The organism is Klebsiella sp. X13 (assembly GCF_003323835.1).
GTDB classification, from domain to species: Bacteria; Pseudomonadota; Gammaproteobacteria; order Enterobacterales; family Enterobacteriaceae; genus Klebsiella; species Klebsiella ornithinolytica.
Map to the genome: position 1 here is coordinate 356,069 of NZ_CP030874.1, position 18,403 is coordinate 374,471.

17 protein-coding genes are annotated in these 18,403 nt (G+C 56.0%); 11 read left to right on the forward strand and 6 right to left on the reverse strand.

Annotation, left to right across the window (positions count from 1 at the left end; all coding sequences use genetic code 11):
* The first annotated feature begins 180 nt into the window (after positions 1 to 180).
* The 5 genes from livK to livF are packed head-to-tail and all read left to right on the forward strand — an operon-like array spanning position 181 to position 5,024.
* On the forward strand, positions 181 to 1,290 hold the full coding sequence (gene livK / locus DSD31_RS01670) for a high-affinity branched-chain amino acid ABC transporter substrate-binding protein LivK (RefSeq protein WP_113990800.1): 1,110 nt from the start codon (positions 181 to 183) through the stop codon (positions 1,288 to 1,290).
* Positions 1,291 to 1,343: 53 nt separating this feature from the next.
* Entirely contained in the window at positions 1,344 to 2,270 is a 927-nt protein-coding gene (gene livH, locus DSD31_RS01675) for a high-affinity branched-chain amino acid ABC transporter permease LivH (protein WP_004868550.1), read from the forward strand.
* On the forward strand, positions 2,267 to 3,544 hold the full coding sequence (gene livM, locus DSD31_RS01680) for a branched chain amino acid ABC transporter permease LivM (RefSeq protein WP_004868547.1): 1,278 nt from the start codon (positions 2,267 to 2,269) through the stop codon (positions 3,542 to 3,544). Before livH ends, livM begins: the two co-directional genes overlap by 4 nt.
* A complete protein-coding gene (gene livG, locus DSD31_RS01685; RefSeq protein WP_004868546.1) occupies positions 3,541 to 4,308 on the forward strand; it encodes a high-affinity branched-chain amino acid ABC transporter ATP-binding protein LivG in 768 nt (255 codons plus the stop codon). The genes livM and livG overlap by 4 nt, the downstream gene beginning before the upstream one ends.
* A gap of 2 nt (positions 4,309 to 4,310) precedes the next feature.
* Entirely contained in the window at positions 4,311 to 5,024 is a 714-nt protein-coding gene (livF, locus tag DSD31_RS01690) for a high-affinity branched-chain amino acid ABC transporter ATP-binding protein LivF (RefSeq protein WP_086815724.1), read from the forward strand.
* Positions 5,025 to 5,068: 44 nt separating this feature from the next.
* On the opposite strand, the gene DSD31_RS01695 is transcribed toward livF, so the two are convergent.
* The 4 genes from DSD31_RS01695 to DSD31_RS01710 all read right to left on the reverse strand — a co-directional run bounded on the left by DSD31_RS01695 (position 5,069) and on the right by DSD31_RS01710 (position 9,922).
* Entirely contained in the window at positions 5,069 to 6,664 is a 1,596-nt protein-coding gene (locus DSD31_RS01695) for a UxaA family hydrolase (protein ID WP_064359881.1), read from the reverse strand.
* A 33-nt stretch (positions 6,665 to 6,697) separates the two neighbouring features.
* Entirely contained in the window at positions 6,698 to 8,008 is a 1,311-nt protein-coding gene (locus DSD31_RS01700; protein ID WP_015585594.1) for an MFS transporter, read from the reverse strand.
* Positions 8,009 to 8,026: 18 nt separating this feature from the next.
* Positions 8,027 to 8,926 (reverse strand): dihydrodipicolinate synthase family protein, encoded by a 900-nt coding sequence (locus DSD31_RS01705; protein WP_015585595.1) that lies wholly within the window; start codon positions 8,924 to 8,926, stop codon positions 8,027 to 8,029.
* Positions 8,927 to 9,154: 228 nt separating this feature from the next.
* Positions 9,155 to 9,922, reverse strand: coding sequence for an IclR family transcriptional regulator (locus tag DSD31_RS01710; RefSeq protein WP_015585596.1), 768 nt, complete (start codon positions 9,920 to 9,922; stop codon positions 9,155 to 9,157).
* A gap of 271 nt (positions 9,923 to 10,193) precedes the next feature.
* Here DSD31_RS01710 and ugpB point away from each other — a divergent pair, with 271 nt between their 5' ends.
* The 5 genes from ugpB (at position 10,194) to ugpQ (ending at position 15,423) form a co-directional block, all read left to right on the forward strand.
* Positions 10,194 to 11,510: a sn-glycerol-3-phosphate ABC transporter substrate-binding protein UgpB gene (gene ugpB, locus DSD31_RS01715; protein ID WP_004868544.1), complete on the forward strand. Its 1,317-nt coding sequence runs from the start codon at positions 10,194 to 10,196 to the stop codon at positions 11,508 to 11,510.
* A gap of 106 nt (positions 11,511 to 11,616) precedes the next feature.
* The gene (gene ugpA, locus DSD31_RS01720) at positions 11,617 to 12,504 is read left to right on the forward strand and encodes a sn-glycerol-3-phosphate ABC transporter permease UgpA (protein ID WP_004868543.1); all 888 of its coding nucleotides are present in this window, start codon (positions 11,617 to 11,619) and stop codon (positions 12,502 to 12,504) included.
* Complete coding sequence (ugpE, locus tag DSD31_RS01725; protein WP_004868542.1) at positions 12,501 to 13,346, forward strand: sn-glycerol-3-phosphate ABC transporter permease UgpE; 846 nt, start codon at positions 12,501 to 12,503, stop codon at positions 13,344 to 13,346. The genes ugpA and ugpE overlap by 4 nt, the downstream gene beginning before the upstream one ends.
* A gap of 269 nt (positions 13,347 to 13,615) precedes the next feature.
* Positions 13,616 to 14,686 carry a sn-glycerol-3-phosphate import ATP-binding protein UgpC gene (locus tag DSD31_RS01730; RefSeq protein WP_004868541.1) on the forward strand — a complete coding sequence of 357 codons (1,071 nt, stop codon included), beginning with the start codon at positions 13,616 to 13,618 and terminating at the stop codon, positions 14,684 to 14,686.
* The gene (ugpQ, locus tag DSD31_RS01735) at positions 14,683 to 15,423 is read left to right on the forward strand and encodes a glycerophosphodiester phosphodiesterase (RefSeq protein ID WP_004868540.1); all 741 of its coding nucleotides are present in this window, start codon (positions 14,683 to 14,685) and stop codon (positions 15,421 to 15,423) included. Before DSD31_RS01730 ends, ugpQ begins: the two co-directional genes overlap by 4 nt.
* A gap of 18 nt (positions 15,424 to 15,441) precedes the next feature.
* Here ugpQ and DSD31_RS01740 read toward each other — a convergent pair whose 3' ends face one another.
* A complete protein-coding gene (locus DSD31_RS01740; protein WP_004868539.1) occupies positions 15,442 to 15,765 on the reverse strand; it encodes a DUF2756 family protein in 324 nt (107 codons plus the stop codon).
* Between the two features lie 119 nt (positions 15,766 to 15,884).
* Between DSD31_RS01740 and ggt the strand changes: the two genes are divergently transcribed.
* Positions 15,885 to 17,627, forward strand: a complete 1,743-nt coding sequence (gene ggt / locus DSD31_RS01745) for a gamma-glutamyltransferase (protein WP_004868538.1) — start codon at positions 15,885 to 15,887, stop codon at positions 17,625 to 17,627.
* A 97-nt stretch (positions 17,628 to 17,724) separates the two neighbouring features.
* Here the strand turns inward: ggt and yhhY are convergent, their stop codons facing one another.
* The gene (gene yhhY, locus DSD31_RS01750; RefSeq protein WP_160873408.1) at positions 17,725 to 18,201 is read right to left on the reverse strand and encodes an N-acetyltransferase; all 477 of its coding nucleotides are present in this window, start codon (positions 18,199 to 18,201) and stop codon (positions 17,725 to 17,727) included.
* Positions 18,202 to 18,403 lie beyond the last annotated feature (202 nt).

Genomic DNA, 18,403 nt, shown 5'->3' on the forward strand with positions numbered 1-18,403 from the left:
GAATATTATCTTTGCTTAATCGCCTGAAAAATAGAGATTTTAATCTCAATTCAGGCAAAAAACATCGCTAAACCATTAAAGATAATGGTAAAAGTAGCGTTGTTTAATAAAAGCACAGAATGCTTTTTAACCATAAAAATACAAAATATTTACACCACATCACGAACGGGGTTCTGAAGCATGAAAAGGAACGCAAAAACCATTATTGCGGGATTCGTTGCACTGACGATGTCTCACGCGGTCATGGCTAAGGATATTAAAGTTGCCGTGGTCGGTGCGATGTCCGGCCCGGTAGCTCAGTGGGGCGACATGGAGTTCAACGGCGCGCGGCAGGCCATTAAAGACATTAACGCGCAGGGCGGAATTAAAGGCGATAAGCTGGTTGGCGTTGAGTTCGACGATGCCTGCGACCCGAAACAGGCCGTGGCGGTAGCGAACAAAATTGTTAATGAAGGCATCAAGTACGTTATCGGCCATCTGTGTTCCTCTTCTACCCAGCCTGCCTCCGATATCTATGAAGATGAAGGTATTCTGATGATTTCTCCGGGCGCGACGAACCCGGAACTGACCCAACGCGGCTATCAGTACATCATGCGTACCGCTGGCCTGGACTCCGCACAAGGGCCGACCGCCGCCAAATACATCCTGGAAAAAGTGAAACCGCAGCGTATCGCCATCATCCATGACAAACAGCAGTATGGCGAAGGTCTGGCGCGATCCGTCCAGGATAGCCTGAAGAAAGGCAAGGCGAATATCGTCTTCTTTGATGGCATCACCGCCGGAGAGAAAGATTTCTCCGCGCTGCTGGCACGCCTGAAAAAAGAAAATATCGACTTCGTTTATTACGGCGGCTACTACCCTGAAATGGGGCAAATGCTGCGTCAGGCTCGCTCCGTGGGGCTGAAAACCGTCTTTATGGGACCCGAAGGTGTCGGCAACGCGTCGCTGTCAAATATTGCCGGCGCAGCCGCGGAAGGCATGCTGGTAACAATGCCGAAACGCTATGACCAGGATCCGGCGAACAGCGCTATCGTTGAGTCGCTGAAAACAGAGAAGAAAGATCCGAGCGGTCCGTATGTCTGGATCACCTATGCTGCCGTGCAGTCATTGGCGCAGGCGATGGACAGGAGCAGCAGCCAGGAGCCGCTGGACTTAATCAAAGATCTGAAAGCTCACGGGGCGAAAACCGTGATTGGGCCGCTGAATTGGGACGAAAAAGGCGATTTGAAGGGATTTGAGTTTGGTGTCTTCCAGTGGCATGCGGATGGATCATCCTCTGTCGCAAAATAAGATGCGTTATCCCACCGCCCGTGTGAAGCGGGCGGCATGAAAAAGGTTACCTTATGTCCGAGCAGTTTCTCTACTTTCTGCAGCAGATGTTTAACGGCGTCACGCTGGGCAGTACCTATGCGCTGATCGCCATCGGCTATACGATGGTGTACGGCATTATCGGCATGATTAACTTCGCCCATGGCGAGGTATACATGATTGGCAGCTACGTCTCCTTCATGATCATCGCCGCCCTCATGATGATGGGGATTGATACCAGCTGGCTGCTGGTGGCCGCCGGGTTTATCGGGGCGATTATTATCGCCAGCGCCTACGGCTGGAGCATTGAACGCGTGGCCTACCGACCGGTGCGCAGTTCCAAGCGCCTGATTGCGCTGATTTCCGCCATCGGGATGTCGATCTTCCTGCAAAACTACGTCAGCCTGACGGAAGGTTCGCGCGATATCGCGTTGCCGAGCCTGTTTAACGGCCAGTGGATTATCGGGAGCAGCGAAAACTTCGCCGCCACCGTCACCACGATGCAGCTGGTGATTTGGGTCGTGACTTTTGTTGCGATGCTGGCACTGACGCTGTTTATCCGCTATTCACGCATGGGCCGCGCCTGCCGCGCCTGTGCAGAAGACCTCAAAATGGCGAGCCTGCTCGGTATCAATACCGACCGGGTGATTGCGTTGACGTTTGTTATCGGCGCGGCAATGGCGGCGGTCGCGGGCGTACTGCTGGGCCAGTTCTACGGCGTTATCAACCCGTATATCGGCTTTATGGCCGGGATGAAAGCCTTTACCGCTGCGGTACTGGGCGGCATCGGCAGCATTCCTGGCGCGATGATCGGTGGCCTGATTCTGGGCATCGCCGAAGCGCTCTCGTCTGCCTACCTCAGTACGGAATATAAAGACGTCGTCTCCTTTGCCCTGTTGATTCTGGTGCTGTTGGTGATGCCTACCGGCATTCTGGGTCGTCCGGAGGTCGAGAAAGTATGAAACCGATGCATATTGCTATGTCGCTGCTGTCCGCGGCGATGTTCTTTGTCCTCGCCGGCGTGTTTATGGGTGTGCAGCTGGAGCTGGACGGCACCAAACTGGTGGTGGATACCGCAGCCGATATCCGTTGGCAGTGGATCTTCATCGGCACCGCGGTGGTCTTCTTCTTCCAGCTGATGCGTCCGCTGTTCCAGAAAACCCTGAAAAACGTCTCCGGGCCGAAGTTTATTATGCCGGCCATCGACGGTTCGACGGTCAAGCAGAAGCTGTTCCTGCTCGCACTGCTGGTTATCGCCGTGGCGTGGCCGTTTATGGTGTCGCGTGGGACGGTGGATATCGCCACGCTGACCATGATCTATATCATTCTCGGTCTCGGGCTTAACGTGGTGGTGGGGCTGTCCGGTCTGCTGGTGCTGGGTTATGGCGGCTTCTATGCCATCGGTGCCTACACCTTTGCGCTGCTGAACCACTATTACGGTCTTGGCTTCTGGACTTGTCTGCCGCTGGCAGGGCTGGTATCCGCAGCCGCGGGCTTCCTGCTGGGGTTCCCGGTGCTGCGTCTGCGCGGCGACTATCTGGCGATCGTCACGCTTGGCTTCGGCGAAATCGTCCGTATTTTGCTGCTTAATAACACCGAAATCACCGGTGGCCCCAACGGCATCAGCCAGATTCCAAAACCGACGCTGTTTGGCCTTGAGTTTAGCCGCAGCGCCCGCGAAGGCGGCTGGGATACTTTCAGTAACTTCTTTGGCCTGAAGTACGACCCGGGCGATCGGGTGATTTTCCTCTACCTGGTGGCGCTGCTGCTGGTCGTGCTGTCGCTGTTTGTGATCAACCGCCTGCTGCGTATGCCGCTGGGACGCGCATGGGAAGCGTTGCGTGAAGACGAAATTGCCTGCCGCTCGCTGGGCCTTAGCCCTACGCGCATCAAGCTGACCGCCTTTACCATCAGTGCCGCGTTTGCCGGCTTTGCCGGTACGCTCTTCGCCGCGCGCCAGGGCTTTGTCAGTCCGGAATCCTTCACCTTTGCCGAGTCGGCTTTCGTGCTGGCGATTGTGGTTCTGGGTGGAATGGGCTCGCAGTTTGCGGTGATTCTCGCCGCGGTGCTGCTGGTGGTATCACGCGAGCTGATGCGTGATTTCAACGAATACAGCATGCTGATGCTGGGTGGGTTGATGGTACTGATGATGATCTGGCGTCCGCAGGGTCTGCTGCCGATGACGCGTCCGCAGCTGAAGCTGAAAAAAGGTCAGGCGAAAGGAGAGCAGGCATGAGTCAGCCATTATTATCCGTCAGCGGCCTGATGATGCGCTTTGGCGGCCTGCTGGCGGTCAACAACGTGTCGCTGGAGCTGCACCCACAGGAGATCGTGTCGCTGATCGGTCCTAACGGCGCCGGGAAAACCACGGTCTTCAACTGCCTGACCGGTTTTTATAAGCCGACCGGCGGGACCATCATGTTGCGCGATCAGCACCTGGAAGGGTTGCCGGGTCAGCAAATCGCCCGGATGGGCGTTGTTCGTACCTTCCAGCACGTGCGTCTGTTCCGCGAAATGACGGTGATTGAAAACCTGCTGGTGGCGCAACATCAGCAGCTGAAAACCGGGGTCTTCTCCGGGTTGTTGAAAACCCCGGCCTTTCGTCGCGCGCAGAGCGAAGCCCTGGATCGTGCCGCTACCTGGCTTGAGCGTATCGGCCTGCTGGAACATGCGAACCGTCAGGCGAGCAATCTGGCCTACGGTGACCAGCGGCGTCTGGAGATTGCCCGCTGCATGGTCACCCAGCCGGAAATCCTGATGCTGGATGAACCCGCTGCGGGTCTGAACCCGAAAGAGACCAAAGAGCTGGACGAGCTGATCGCCGAGCTGCGCAGTCATCACAACACCACCATCCTGCTGATTGAGCACGATATGAAGCTGGTGATGGGCATTTCCGATCGTATTTATGTGGTAAACCAGGGCACGCCGCTGGCTAACGGTACGCCGGAAGAGATCCGCAATAACCCGGATGTGATCCGCGCATACCTTGGTGAGGCATAAGTATGGAAAAAGTGATGTTATCTTTTGACAACGTAAGCGCCCACTACGGCAAGATTCAGGCGCTGCATAACGTCAGTCTGCATATTAATCAGGGGGAAATCGTGACCCTGATTGGCGCCAACGGCGCGGGGAAAACCACGCTGCTGGGTACCCTGTGCGGCGACCCGCGCGCCAGCAGCGGGAAGGTGGTGTTTGACGGTAAGGATATTACCGACTGGCAGACCGCGAAAATCATGCGCGAAGCGGTGGCGATTGTCCCGGAAGGGCGGCGCGTCTTCTCGCGTATGACCGTTGAGGAGAATCTGGCGATGGGCGGTTTTTTTGCCGATCGAGACCAGTTCCAGAGCCGCATCAAATGGGTTTATGAACTGTTCCCGCGCCTGCTTGAGCGCCGTATTCAACGTGCGGGCACCATGTCCGGCGGCGAGCAGCAGATGCTGGCGATTGGTCGGGCGCTGATGAGCCAGCCGCGCCTGCTGCTGCTTGATGAGCCCTCTCTGGGACTGGCGCCGATCATCATCCAGCAGATTTTCAACACCATCGAACAGCTGCGCGAGCAGGGGATGACCATCTTCCTTGTCGAGCAGAACGCCAACCAGGCGCTGAAACTGGCTGACCGCGGCTATGTGCTGGAAAACGGCCACGTCGTGCTGGAAGACACCGGCGATGCGCTGTTGGCTAACGAGGCGGTGCGTAGCGCCTATCTGGGCGGATAGTGAAGATAAAACGCCCGGCATCTGCCGGGCGTTTTACTTGGCTCCTACAGCTCCAGAGAGCGTTTCCACAGCATAAAATCATATTGTTCGAGCGCATCCGCTTTGGTACGCCAGCTTCCGCTGGCGGTGGCGATGATTTTCTCGAACAGGCCGTCAGCGATATCCGCCAGCGGCGTACCTTCGATAATCGGCCCGCAGTCATAATCGATAATATCCGGCATCTTTTTGGCCAGCGCGGTGTTGGTTGAAACTTTGAGAACCGGAACGATAGGGTTCCCTGTCGGCGTACCTAACCCGGTTGAGAAGATCACCACGTTGCACCCGGCCGCGACCAGGCCCGTTACCGCGTCCACATCGTTGCCCGGCGTGCAGACCAGCGAAAGGCCGCTTTCTCCCATCGGTTCGGCATAGTCGCATACCGCGCTAACCGGCGCTCTGCCGCCTTTTTTCGCCGCGCCGGCGGATTTTATCGCGTCAGTGATCAGCCCATCGGCAATGTTTCCCGGGCTGGGGTTATCGGCGATGGTGGTGCCGAAGAAGTTCGCGACATGCTCATAGTTTTTCATCAGCGACAGAAACTTCTCTTTCAGTTCGCGGGTCGCGCAACGTTGAACGATATCCCCTTCCGCGCCGCACAGCTCGGGGAATTCCGCCAGCCCCGACGCGCCGCCGAGGGCGACAAGGCGGTCTGACACTTCGCCCATCGCCGGGTTTGCGCTGATCCCCGAGAACCCGTCAGAAGCGCCGCACTTGACGCCGATTTTCAGATGGGAGAGCGGGACGTCCTGCCGCTCGGCGACGGGGGCTTCGCGGATCGCGTTATAGGTTTCGGTCAACGCATCCTGCATCATTTTTTCTTCGCTACTCCAGTCCTGCTGCCTGAAATAAATAATCGGTTTGCTGAAGTTTGGGTTACGCTTCGCCAGCGCGGCGTTGAAATCAACAATTCGCGCTTTTTCACAGCCGAGAGCAAAAACCGTCACGCCAAGAACATTGGGATGATCGGAATAGGCGGCCAGCACGTCGCACATCGTCATGCTGTCCGAGGTGGCGCCGCCGCAGCCGGAATTAACGGTAATACAGCGAATACCGTCAAGATGCGGAAAGGGCAGATGCCGGGTATCGTTTAAAGCCCCTGCCGATGTCACCTGGCGAGCAAAATTTTTCAGGCCGTTATTGGCGTAGCCAAGGGCGTCGTTCAACGCATCGGTGACGCGCTGAACGTTGCGGTTTTCACAGAATACCAGCGGAATGACCAGCCAGTAGTTCGCGGTGGCGACCCGGCCATCTTCACGCACGATTCCCTTAAACGTCCGCTTTTGCCAGGCGGAAACATCCGGCTGCTGCCAGTCATAGGGGGCGACATCGTCAAGCGTAACCGGGGCCGCGTAGTGTTTGATATTCTCCGTTGTGATGGCTTCGCCCCGGGTGATGGGGCGCGTCGCTTTACCGACCGGTACGCCGTACAGCGAAACGATATCGCCGGGCGCAATATCCTCGGTGGCAAATTTATGTTTGGCTTTGACATCGCTACGCAGAACGTAGGCCTCATCGTTCCAGTGAACCCGCTGTTCTTTGCGTAAGTCCTGCAGCGCAACGATTAAGTTATCAGTAGGGTCAATCTTTAAGATGGTCTGCATGTTATTTATCCTTTGTTATAGGCGCATCAGGACTTAGTGATGAGTGACCGCAACGCCGTTTGTCGCTTTTCTGCCGGCAAGAGCGGCAATAAGCAGCGCACAGCAGATGGTAATCAGCGACAGTGCGACCAGGCCCGCCGAATCGTTGCCGAAGAAGGTATCGACCTCAACGCGAATGAGCGGCGCCAGGAAGCTACAAAACGCGCCCATGGTGGTGCAAAAGCCGATACTGGCGGCCAGCGCCGAGCCTGACACAATCTGCGCCGGGAAAGTCCAGAAAATGGGTTGCACGGAGAGAAAGCCGATGGCTGACAGCGACAGCGCGGCAATGGCGAGCACCGGGCCGGACCAGGCAGAAACAAACAGCCCCAGCGCCGCAGCCAGCATACAGATGACCGAAATCAGTACCCGGCGAGCCGGCATTTTGTCCGCCAGACGCGGAATGTAATAGACGCCGACGGCGGAGCAGGCCCATGGAATGGCGGCGACCAGCGACTCTTTAAAGCCGAGCGTGGAACCCATTAGCGAGGCGACTTGCGAAGGCAGGAAGAACATCAGTCCGTACACGCTGATCTGGATGGTGCCGTAGATCAGCGCCAGGTGCCAGACTTTAAGGCTTTTCAGCGCGGTACCGACGCTGCTGGTTTCCGTCTGCCTCTGCTCCTGCTGTAGCTGGGCAGTCAGCGCCTTTTTCTCTTCTTCGTTCAGGAAGCGCGCTTTGGCCGGCGTATCGTCGAGCCAGAACCAGGCGAAGATCCCCATGATGACCGCCGGAATGCCTTCAATGAAGAACATCCAGAACCAGCCGGGTTTACCGAGGAAGCCGTGCATTTCCAGAAGCGCGCCGGAGATGGGCGAGCCTAAGGTCAGCGCCAGCGGTACGCCGAGTACGAAGATACCGACTACGGATGCGCGAACTTTATTGGGAAAGTAGATGGAGGCCAGCAGCAGAATACCGGGATAAAAACCGGCTTCGCCTAATCCCAGTAAAAAGCGCAGGACAATAAACTGGGTTTCCGTCTGTACCAGTCCGGTGAGGGCAGAGAGGACGCCCCACAGAACGGTGGTGATACTTAACCATTTTTGCGCGCCAATTTTATTCAGAATCAGGTTCGCAGGAATGCCAAACAGCGCATAGGCGGCGAAAAAGATCCCCGCCCCGAGGGCGAAGGCGGAATTGGAGAGCCCAATATCCACCTGCATCGCCTCTTTGGCGAATCCCACGTTCACCCTGTCGATAAAGGCGATGAAGTACAAAATAAACATCAGTGGCACCAGGCGCTTCCATGATTTGGTAATCGCGGAATTGAGGGCCGGATTGTCGTAAGCTGTGATGGTTTTCATAATACCTCCGCGTGGGGGTCAGGCATTAATTTCAATACCAGCGCGGGAAAGTATCCGCAGAATACTTTCGGTCTGGCAGGTGGCGAGCGAGCTAAACGGTGCCGTGCAGCGGTCGGACTGAATAATTCCGCGCAGCTGTAGCGCTTTTTTAAATGTTGGAATGAACGGATCGTTAACCGCGTAAATATCCATTAACCCATCCACTTTTTGCTGATACCGCGAAATTTTCTGCAAATCGTTATCGCTAAATGCCTGCATCCAGTCGCGGAATATTTCAGGGCAAATATTGGATAACCCGCCGATACATCCATCGCCCCCCGCCAGGACATTGTGCGCGAAGTTATTGTCATAACCGGCATAGACTTCAAAATACGGTAGTTCAGATTTTACCTGGCGAATCACCTGCGACGTATGATTGGTGTCCGGAATGGTGTCTTTAAGACCGACAATGTTTGGGAACTCTCTGGCGAGTCGTAAACAGACCTCTGGCGAGACGCAATAGCCGGTACGTTCCGGGAAGTTATAAATAAATATTTTGGCGGCGGTGCGGCGAGCTATCTGGCTATAAAATGTATAAATGCCTTCATCAGTCAGGCGGAAGTACCACGGGCTGATAATCATGACGCCATCCAGTCCGCACTCATCTGCATAGTTTGCCAGCTCTACGCACTCGTCAATATCCATGCGGCTGGTACCTGCATAGGCCTTTATTCCCTCGCGCGGGAACTCTGCCGCCATTTGAATGACCTGACGGGATGTTTTCATATCCAGCGAGAAAAACTCACCGGTACTACCCATGACGACAAATCCCGATACGCTGCTTTTAATGAAATCGTACAGGCGAAAGTTGCCTTCAGGATCCAGCCTGCCCTGCTCATCAAAAACCGTTATTGCCGGGGTGATGTAACGACTTTGCATATTAAACCTCTTTGTTGTTCGTATATACAAACTGTGTCTGTATTTGCGATTAAGCATAAGTAAACACGCCATCGACGTGAAGTCAAATGGCGCCAAAGTCGTGCGGATAATTGATTAACTCAATGAATAGAGGGGGAATTATGCAGAATAGTCGGGCGCCACGGTGGATCATTAAATATCGGCATTGTGTGGGTAATCACAATTCCGAAGGCGCCGTTGGCAAATAAATCAGTAATTTTTAATATCAGGCAGCTTATTCAGCACGCTTTCGATACGACCCTTGGCCTCTTTTAGCGCATGAATAACCTGCTGCGTTTTTTCATCGCTGGCGCGGAAAGAAGGCAATGAGACGCTGATCGCCGCCAGAATAATGCCTTTCTGCTGCAGGGGGACGGCGAAGCAGATGGTATCGTCGTTGATTTCCCGATCGTCCATGGCATAACCGTTGGCGGCGACCATATCCAGCTGCTGACGAAGCTGGGCCATATTCGTTACGCTGCGGGCGGTAACGCAAGGAAAACCCTGCGGATAGAGCTCCAGTATCTCTTCGTCACGATGCTTATGCAGCAGCGCCTTGCCCAGGGCGGAACAGATCGCCGGAAGGCGAGTTCCTACCTTAGAGACCAGCTGCACGGTTTGATCGCCCTGGACTTTATCAACATAAAGTACCCAGGCATCATCCAGAATGCCGAGCTGGCAAACTTCGTTGCATTCATTGACCACCGCGTGCATTTCGCTATTGATCGTTTTCAGCCAGAACTCTTTTTCCACCGTTGAGCTGGCCAGAACCGCGCAGGAGATCCCCAGAGTGTAAATCCCGTTGCGAGCGTCGTGACTGATATATTTGCGATACTGCAGTGATTTGAGGATCGGGAAAATGGTTCCCTTGGAGATATCCGTTTTGAGCGATAGCTCGGAAAGCGTCATTCCATCCGCGTTGGCTAAGGTTTCCAGAATGAGCAAAACGCGCTCGGTAGGTTTATGAAGCGTCTTCATATTTTTTCCTTTTGACGGCTCGCCGTAGAGTGCTCTTTAACGCACTCTATTTAACTACAGATCCCCCTTTATCTGTAGTCTGCGCCGCCTCTCTTTTTCCCTTGCCATTTCCCTGCCACTTTTTTTTCACCGTTTCATCATGTTTTTGCCAATTTATTGTAATATTTTTGTAATGCAATAGTTATTTTTCTGTCATTCGAGCATGTCATGTTACCCCCGCGAACATAAAACGCGTGAAATCGCGCATCTGGAACAACAAGAGAGATAACCGATGATATCGTTACGACATACAGCTTTAGGACTGGCGCTCAGCCTGGCATGTGCCGGTCAGGCGCTGGCAGTGACCAATATTCCGTTCTGGCATTCCATGGAAGGGGAGTTGGGTAAAGAAGTTGATTCTCTGGCGCAACGTTTCAACGCGGCCAATCCGGATTATAAAATTACACCGGTGTACAAAGGTAACTATGAACAGAGCCTGAGTGCCGGCATTGCGGCATTCCGTACCGGTAATGCGCCGGCGATCCTTCAGGTTTATGAAGTAGGTACTGCGACGATGATGGCTTCGAAGGCCATTAAGCCGGTATATCAGGTGTTCAGCGATGCGGGTATTAAGTTTGATGAATCGCAGTTCGTCCCGACCGTTTCCGGTTACTACACCGATTCCAAAAGCGGCCATCTGCTCTCCCAGCCGTTTAACAGCTCCACACCGGTGCTGTACTACAACAAAGACGCCTTCAAAAAAGCCGGTTTAGACCCGGAGCAGCCGCCGAAAACCTGGCAGGAGCTGGCAGCCTATACCGATAAGCTGAAAGCCGCCGGGATGAAGTGCGGTTACGCCAGCGGCTGGCAGGGCTGGATTCAGATTGAAAACTTCAGCGCCTGGCATGGCCTGCCGGTGGCGACCAAAAACAACGGCTTTGACGGTACCGATGCGGTTCTGGAGTTCAACAAGCCGGAGCAGGTCAAGCATATCGCCATGCTGGAAGCGATGAACAAGAAGGGCGATTTCAGCTACTTCGGGCGTAAAGATGAGTCCACCGAGAAGTTCTATAACGGGGACTGCGCGATAACCACCGCCTCTTCCGGTTCGCTGGCCGATATTCGCCAGTACGCGAAGTTCAACTACGGCGTGGGGATGATGCCGTACGACGCCGACGTGAAGGGCGCGCCGCAGAACGCCATTATCGGCGGGGCCAGCCTGTGGGTGATGCAGGGTAAAGATAAAGAGACTTACACCGGGGTGGCGAAATTCCTGGAATTCCTCGCTAAACCGGAAATCGCTGCGGAATGGCATCAGAAAACCGGCTACCTGCCGATTACCACCGCCGCTTATGACCTGACCCGCCAGCAGGGCTTCTACGATAAGAATCCAGGCGCGGATATTGCCACTCGTCAGATGTTGAACAAGCCACCGTTGCCGTTCACCAAAGGGCTGCGTCTGGGCAACATGCCGCAGATCCGCACCATTGTGGATGAGGAGCTGGAAAGCGTGTGGACCGGGAAGAAAACGCCACAACAGGCGCTGGATTCAGCGGTACAACGTGGTAACCAGCTGCTGCGCCGCTTCGAGCAAGCAACCAAATCGTAATCTGTAACTTGCCCGGTGGCGCTGCGCTTACCGGGCCTACGATGTGCCCTATGTAGGCCGGGTAAGGCGTAGCCGCCACCCGGCATTGTTCAGGAACCCAATCTCAATGTCATCATCCCGTCCGGTATTCCGCTCGCGCTGGCTGCCTTATGTGCTGGTTGCGCCGCAGCTGATTATCACCATTATTTTCTTTATCTGGCCCGCGGGCGAAGCGCTGTGGTACTCACTCCAGAGCGTCGATCCGTTTGGTCTTTCCAGCCAGTTCGTTGGCCTGGACAACTTCGTGACCCTGTTCCACGACCCGTACTATCTGGACTCGTTCTGGACCACCATTAAGTTCAGTAGCCTGGTGACCTTCAGCGGGCTGATGATTTCTCTGTTCTTTGCTGCGCTGGTGGATTATGTCGTGCGCGGCAGCCGCTTTTATCAAACCCTGATGCTGCTGCCCTATGCCGTGGCGCCAGCGGTGGCGGCGGTATTATGGATTTTCCTCTTTAACCCCGGCCGTGGACTGATAACCCATTTCCTCGGCGAGATGGGCTATGACTGGAACCATGCGCAGAACAGCGGCCAGGCAATGTTCCTGGTGGTCTTTGCCTCGGTATGGAAGCAGATCAGCTATAACTTTTTGTTTTTCTTCGCTGCATTGCAGTCGATCCCGCGCTCGCTGGTTGAGGCTGCCGCCATTGACGGCGCCGGGCCGATTCGCCGCTTCTTTAAACTGGCGCTGCCGTTGATTGCGCCGGTCAGCTTTTTCCTGCTGGTGGTCAACCTGGTCTACGCCTTCTTCGATACCTTCCCGGTGATCGATGCTGCCACCGCCGGCGGCCCGGTACAGGCGACCACTACGTTGATTTATAAGATCTATCGCGAAGGTTTCGCCGGGCTCGACCTGTCGGCGTCCGCCGCCCAGTCGGTGGTTCTGATGTTCCTGGTGATTGTGCTGACGGTCGTTCAGTTCCGCTACGTTGAGAGTAAGGTGCGCTACCAATGATTGAGAACCGTCGCGGGCTGACGATTTTCAGCCACACTATGCTGATTGCGGGGATCGCCGTCATCCTGTTCCCGCTGTATGTCGCGTTTGTTGCCGCGACGCTGGATAACAAAGCCGTTTTTGAGACGCCGATGACGCTGATTCCCGGCGGACATCTGCTGGAAAATATGGCGACCATCTGGACCCAGGGCGTTGGCGTGAACAGCGCGCCATTCTGGCTGATGATGCTCAACAGCTTCATCATGGCCTTCGGTATCACGGTCGGGAAAATCGTGGTCTCAATGCTCTCTGCGTTCGCCATCGTCTGGTTCCGCTTTCCGCTGCGTAACCTCTTCTTCTGGATGATTTTTATTACCCTGATGCTGCCGGTTGAGGTACGTATCTTTCCCACCGTGGAAGTGATCGCCAATCTGAAGATGCTCGACAGCTATGCCGGGTTGACGCTGCCGCTGATGGCCTCCGCGACCGCCACCTTCCTGTTCCGCCAGTTCTTTATGACCCTGCCGGACGAGCTGATCGAAGCGGCGCGTATCGACGGCGCCTCACCGATGCGCTTTTTCCGCGACATCGTGCTGCCGCTCTCGAAAACCAATCTCGCGGCCCTGTTTGTTATCACCTTTATCTACGGCTGGAACCAGTATCTGTGGCCGCTGTTGATTATTCAGGACGTGAATCTTGGCACCGCAGTGGCGGGTATCAAAGGCATGATCGCCACCGGAGAAGGCACCACCCAGTGGAACCAGGTGATGGCGGCGATGCTGCTGACGCTGATTCCCCCGGTTGTTATCGTTTTAGCCATGCAGCGTGCGTTTGTGCGTGGTTTAGTGGACAGTGAGAAGTAGGTTGTATCCCTTGATTGTTCGTGGCGTCGACGCTGAGCCGAAACCGCGTAATCAAGGCGGAGGATGATGGACATAGTGGGCCTATGTCCAAATCCGACAACGCAGAGTACGCGGTTTCGGCACGCGTCCCGAAGGGCTGGGGCCATTTTTGCCCGGTACCGCGTTACTCGCGTCTTATTTGGGCCCACCAAACTGCGACGCTTGCGCCTTGCCCCGAGCAAAAATAGCCGCCAGCGACGTTCATGAACAATCAAGGGATACAACCTTTTATGGCAGGTTTAAAACTACAGGCAGTAACCAAAAGCTGGGATGGCAAAACCCAGGTCATTCAACCGCTGACGCTGGACGTCGCGGACGGGGAATTTATCGTTATGGTCGGACCGTCCGGCTGCGGGAAATCAACGCTGCTGCGCATGGTTGCCGGGCTTGAACGCGTGACCAGCGGCGACATCTGGATTAACCGCCAGCGCGTGACCGAGATGGAACCGAAGGATCGCGGGATCGCGATGGTGTTTCAGAACTACGCGCTTTATCCGCACATGAGCGTGGAAGAGAACATGGCCTGGGGGCTAAAAATACGCGGTATGGGCAAAGGCCTGATCGCCGAGCGGGTGCAGGAAGCGGCGCGTATTCTGGAGCTGGATGGCCTGCTCAAGCGCCGCCCGCGCGAGCTCTCCGGCGGCCAGCGCCAGCGCGTTGCGATGGGCCGCGCCATCGTGCGCGACCCGGCGGTATTTCTGTTTGATGAACCGCTATCGAATCTCGATGCCAAGCTGCGCGTCCAGATGCGTCTTGAACTTCAGCAGTTGCATCGTCGTCTGAAAACCACCTCGTTGTACGTCACGCATGACCAGGTGGAGGCGATGACGCTTGCCCAGCGGGTGATGGTGATGAACAAAGGCATTGCCGAACAAATTGGCACCCCCGTCGAGGTGTACGAGAAGCCGGCCAGCCGCTTTGTGGCGAGCTTTATTGGCAGCCCGGCGATGAACCTGCTGGACGGGCGCGTCAGCGAAGATGGTCATCGTTTTGAGCTGGAAGGCGGTCTGCGTTTACCGATGAATGGCGAGCATCGTCGCCATGCCGGGCGTAAGATGACGTTAGGTATCCGCCCGGAGCATTTTGCATTAAGCTCCCAGGCGGAAGGTGGCGTACCGCTGGTGATGGATACGCTGGAAATTTTAGGTGCCGATAACCTTGCCCACGGTCGCTGGGGCGAGCAGAAACTGGTGGTCAGGCTGCCGCATCAGCAGCGTCCGTCAGCAGGCAGCACGCTGTGGCTGCATCTGCCCGAGGATCATCTGCACCTCTTTGATGGTGAAACAGGACAACGCGCATGAGTCACTGGCCTTATCCTCACATCGTCGCCCATCGTGGCGGCGGGAAACTGGCGCCGGAAAACACCCTGGCGGCCATCGACGTCGGCGCCCGTTTCGGGCATACGATGATCGAGTTTGACGCCAAGCTGTCGAAAGACGGACAGATTTTTTTGCTGCATGATGACAATCTCGAGCGCACCAGCAACGGCTGGGGCGTCGCCGGCGAGCTGGCCTGGAGCGAACTGCTGAAAGCCGATGCCGGCAGCTGGTATAGCCATGAATTCAAAGGCGAGCCGCTGCCGCTGCTGGCCGAGGTTGCCGAACGCTGTCGTCAGCACGGCATGATGGCGAATATCGAGATTAAACCCACAACCGGCACCGGACCGCTCACCGGGAAAGCGGTGGCGCTGGCGGCCCGTGAGCTGTGGCAAGGTATGACGCCGCCGCTGCTCTCATCGTTCGACATTGACGCGCTGGAGGCGGCGCAGCAGGCGGTGCCTGAGCTGCCGCGCGGGCTGCTGCTGGATGAGTGGCGCGAGGACTGGCGCGAGCTGACCACGCGCCTGGCGTGCGTTTCGATCCACCTTAACCATCAACTGCTGGATGAGTCGCGAGTGGCCAGCCTGAAAGCCGCGGGTCTGCACATCCTCGTCTATACCGTCAACAAACCCCAGCGGGCGGCTGAGCTGTTGCGCTGGGGCGTGGACTGCATTTGTACCGATGCCATTGATGTCATCGGTCCTGACTTCCACGCCTGATCCTTCGGCAGACGGCCGTTATGGTGTCGTCTGCCGTTGCAACATCCCTCCGTTATTATTCGGCAACATCTGCTGGGACGAATTCAAATTACCGCTCTGGATGACCCGCTGCTGGTTGTTGTTGAGCTGCGTCTGGAGATGCTGCTGCTGGGCGCGCGTCTGGCTCTGCATATCCTGCTTCAGCATGCTCTGGTGCTGCTGCTGTTGCACCTGCATCTGATTTTGCATCCGCTGCTGGCTGGGGATGACGTACCCCGGCTGATTGGGATTATTGGTGGTGTTGAGTGGCTGCGCCAGGACGCTCAGCGGCAGCAGCGCCGCCAGAAATAATAGTGCTTTCATGGTTCTCTCCTCCCGTGCGTGGGATCACTTAAGTGTACCTCCTTTTCAGCATAACAATGATTTTTTAGGACTTATCAACCAGGCTTAAGCGGGGAAAAAAACACTTCAGGAGTAAGACAATGATAAACACGCGTTCCTGGCGTCAGGTGGTCATCGCTGCTTTGCTGGCCGGCGGAAGTTTTGCCGTCAGCGCAAATCCCACCCCGCCGCCCGTTTCTTATGGTGTCGAAGAAGATGTCTTTCACCCGGTTCGTGCCCGGGAGGGGATGGTGGCCTCGGTAGATGCGACGGCGACCCGCGTCGGGGTGGATATTCTGCGTCAGGGGGGCAACGCCGTCGATGCCGCGGTGGCCGTGGGCTATGCGCTGGCGGTTACGCATCCACAGGCCGGTAATATTGGCGGCGGCGGGTTTATGATGCTGCGTACCAAAGACGGTAAAACGACGGCGATTGATTTTCGCGAAATGGCGCCTGAGCAGGCCACCCGGGATATGTTCCTTGATGATCAGGGCAACCCGGATAGCAAAAAATCGCTCACTTCACATCTGGCTTCTGGTACGCCGGGCACCGTGGCAGGCTTCTCATTAGCGTTGGAAAAATACGGCACCATGCCGCTGAACAAGGTGATCCGTCCGGCGATTAAGCTGGCGGAAGAGGGCTTCACGGTGAACGATGCGTTGGCCGACGATCTGAAGACCTACGGGAGTGAAGTCATCCCCAGTCACCCGAACAGTAAAGCCATCTTCTGGAAAAACGGCGAGCCGTTGAAGAAAGGTGACAAGCTGGTGCAAAAACAGCTGGGCAAAAGCCTTGAGCTGATCGCGGAGCATGGCCCGGATGCGTTTTATAAAGGGGCGATTGCCGATCAGATTGCCGACGAAATGCACAAAAACGGCGGCCTGATCACCAAAGCCGACCTTGCCGGCTACAAGGCGGTCGAGCGTACGCCGATAAGCGGCGAATATCGCGGTTATCAGGTGTTTTCGATGCCACCGCCTTCGTCCGGGGGGATCCACATCGTACAGATCCTCAATATCCTCGAAAACTTCGACATGCATAAATATGGCTTCGGCAGTGCAGACGCCATGCAGGTGATGGCGGAAGCCGAAAAACATGCCTATGCCGACCGTTCGGAGTATCTCGGCGATCCGGACTTCGTCAAAGTGCCGTGGCAGGCGCTAACCAACAAAGCCTACGCCAAATCGATTGCTGAACAGATTGATATCAACAAAGCCAAACCTTCGAGCCAGATTCGTCCGGGCAAGCTGGCACCGTATGAAAGTAACCAGACCACCCATTTCTCGGTGGTGGATAAAGAGGGTAACGCGGTGGCGGTCACCTATACGCTGAATACTACCTTCGGGACCGGTATTGTGGCGGGTAGCTCCGGGATACTGATGAACAACCAGATGGATGACTTCTCGGCGAAACCGGGCGTTCCGAATGTCTACGGGCTGGTGGGCGGTGATGCCAACGCCGTCGGGCCGAAAAAGCGTCCGCTGTCGTCGATGTCGCCGACTATCGTGGTGAAGGAGGGGAAAACCTGGCTGGTGACCGGCAGTCCGGGCGGTAGCCGCATCATTACCACCGTACTGCAGATGGTGGTCAACACCATCGATTTCGGTATGAACGTGGCGGAAGCCACCAACGCGCCGCGCTTCCATCATCAGTGGCTGCCGGATGAGCTGCGGGTGGAGAAGGGGTTTAGCCCGGATACGCTGAAGCTGCTGGAGCAGAAAGGGCAGAAAGTGGCGCTGAAAGAGGCGATGGGAAGTACCCAGAGCATTATGGTCGGCCCGGACGGGACGCTGTATGGCGCGTCCGATCCGCGCTCGCCCGGTGATTTGACGGCGGGATACTGATTGATGTGCCGGGTGGCGGTTGACGCCTTACCCGGCCTACAGATGATGCAGAATCACGGGCCCGGCTGGCGTGGCGCCACCGGGCCATATTTAGCGGTTACTTGAGGCGCGCCATGAAATGCGCATCCACATACTCGCCGTTACGCAGGGCAAACTTCCGCGCGGTCCCTTCGACGACAAAACCGTGTTTGCGATAGACGGCAACGGCGGCGGCGTTATCGGCAAATACCGTCAATTCGATGCGCTCGACCCGCAGCCAGTTATCGCACAGGTTAATCATTTCGCGCATCAGCGCGCTGCCCACGCCACGCCCGTGGAACGCTGCGTCAACGCTCATTCCGAAGGTGGCAACGTGGCTCCGGCGAGGTCGCGGCTCGACGCTGAGCATCAGGTGACCGACGACGCCATTGTCAAGAGTGGCGACCAGATGGTGACTGTGTGGCCTGGGCTGTAGACGTTCTTGCCACATTTCCATCGAGGGATGAGGAAGTTGTAGTGTGTCGTGATAGACCTCCGGGTGGGCCGTCAGCTGGCGTAAAGGTTCTGCATCGCGCGGTTCAGCGTGGCGTATCACTATGTCACTCATTTCTCTTCTCCTGTGCCGCGGCATCGCGGTCTTGATCCCCTTTATTGGCCTTTTAAACATCCCTGACTTTAAAAAATGCGTCAACGGCTAATTTTTGCAAAAAGAGGTAGACAAGTGCGAATGAGAATGATTATTATTGTCCTGCATTCAGGGAGACCCTTGCGGAAAGCCTGAAAGCACGACATTGCTC

Excerpts from the sequence above, each read along its gene's own strand:
- livK (WP_113990800.1), top strand. The coding sequence starts at position 181 with ATGAAAAGGAACGCAAAAACCATTATTGCGGGATTCGTTGCACTGACG.
- livH (WP_004868550.1), top strand. The coding sequence starts at position 1,344 with ATGTCCGAGCAGTTTCTCTACTTTCTGCAGCAGATGTTTAACGGCGTC.
- livM (WP_004868547.1), top strand. The coding sequence starts at position 2,267 with ATGAAACCGATGCATATTGCTATGTCGCTGCTGTCCGCGGCGATGTTC.
- livG (WP_004868546.1), top strand. The coding sequence starts at position 3,541 with ATGAGTCAGCCATTATTATCCGTCAGCGGCCTGATGATGCGCTTTGGC.
- livF (WP_086815724.1), top strand. The coding sequence starts at position 4,311 with ATGGAAAAAGTGATGTTATCTTTTGACAACGTAAGCGCCCACTACGGC.
- DSD31_RS01695 (WP_064359881.1), bottom strand. The coding sequence starts at position 6,664 with ATGCAGACCATCTTAAAGATTGACCCTACTGATAACTTAATCGTTGCG.
- DSD31_RS01700 (WP_015585594.1), bottom strand. The coding sequence starts at position 8,008 with ATGAAAACCATCACAGCTTACGACAATCCGGCCCTCAATTCCGCGATT.
- DSD31_RS01705 (WP_015585595.1), bottom strand. The coding sequence starts at position 8,926 with ATGCAAAGTCGTTACATCACCCCGGCAATAACGGTTTTTGATGAGCAG.
- DSD31_RS01710 (WP_015585596.1), bottom strand. The coding sequence starts at position 9,922 with ATGAAGACGCTTCATAAACCTACCGAGCGCGTTTTGCTCATTCTGGAA.
- ugpB (WP_004868544.1), top strand. The coding sequence starts at position 10,194 with ATGATATCGTTACGACATACAGCTTTAGGACTGGCGCTCAGCCTGGCA.
- ugpA (WP_004868543.1), top strand. The coding sequence starts at position 11,617 with ATGTCATCATCCCGTCCGGTATTCCGCTCGCGCTGGCTGCCTTATGTG.
- ugpE (WP_004868542.1), top strand. The coding sequence starts at position 12,501 with ATGATTGAGAACCGTCGCGGGCTGACGATTTTCAGCCACACTATGCTG.
- DSD31_RS01730 (WP_004868541.1), top strand. The coding sequence starts at position 13,616 with ATGGCAGGTTTAAAACTACAGGCAGTAACCAAAAGCTGGGATGGCAAA.
- ugpQ (WP_004868540.1), top strand. The coding sequence starts at position 14,683 with ATGAGTCACTGGCCTTATCCTCACATCGTCGCCCATCGTGGCGGCGGG.
- DSD31_RS01740 (WP_004868539.1), bottom strand. The coding sequence starts at position 15,765 with ATGAAAGCACTATTATTTCTGGCGGCGCTGCTGCCGCTGAGCGTCCTG.
- ggt (WP_004868538.1), top strand. The coding sequence starts at position 15,885 with ATGATAAACACGCGTTCCTGGCGTCAGGTGGTCATCGCTGCTTTGCTG.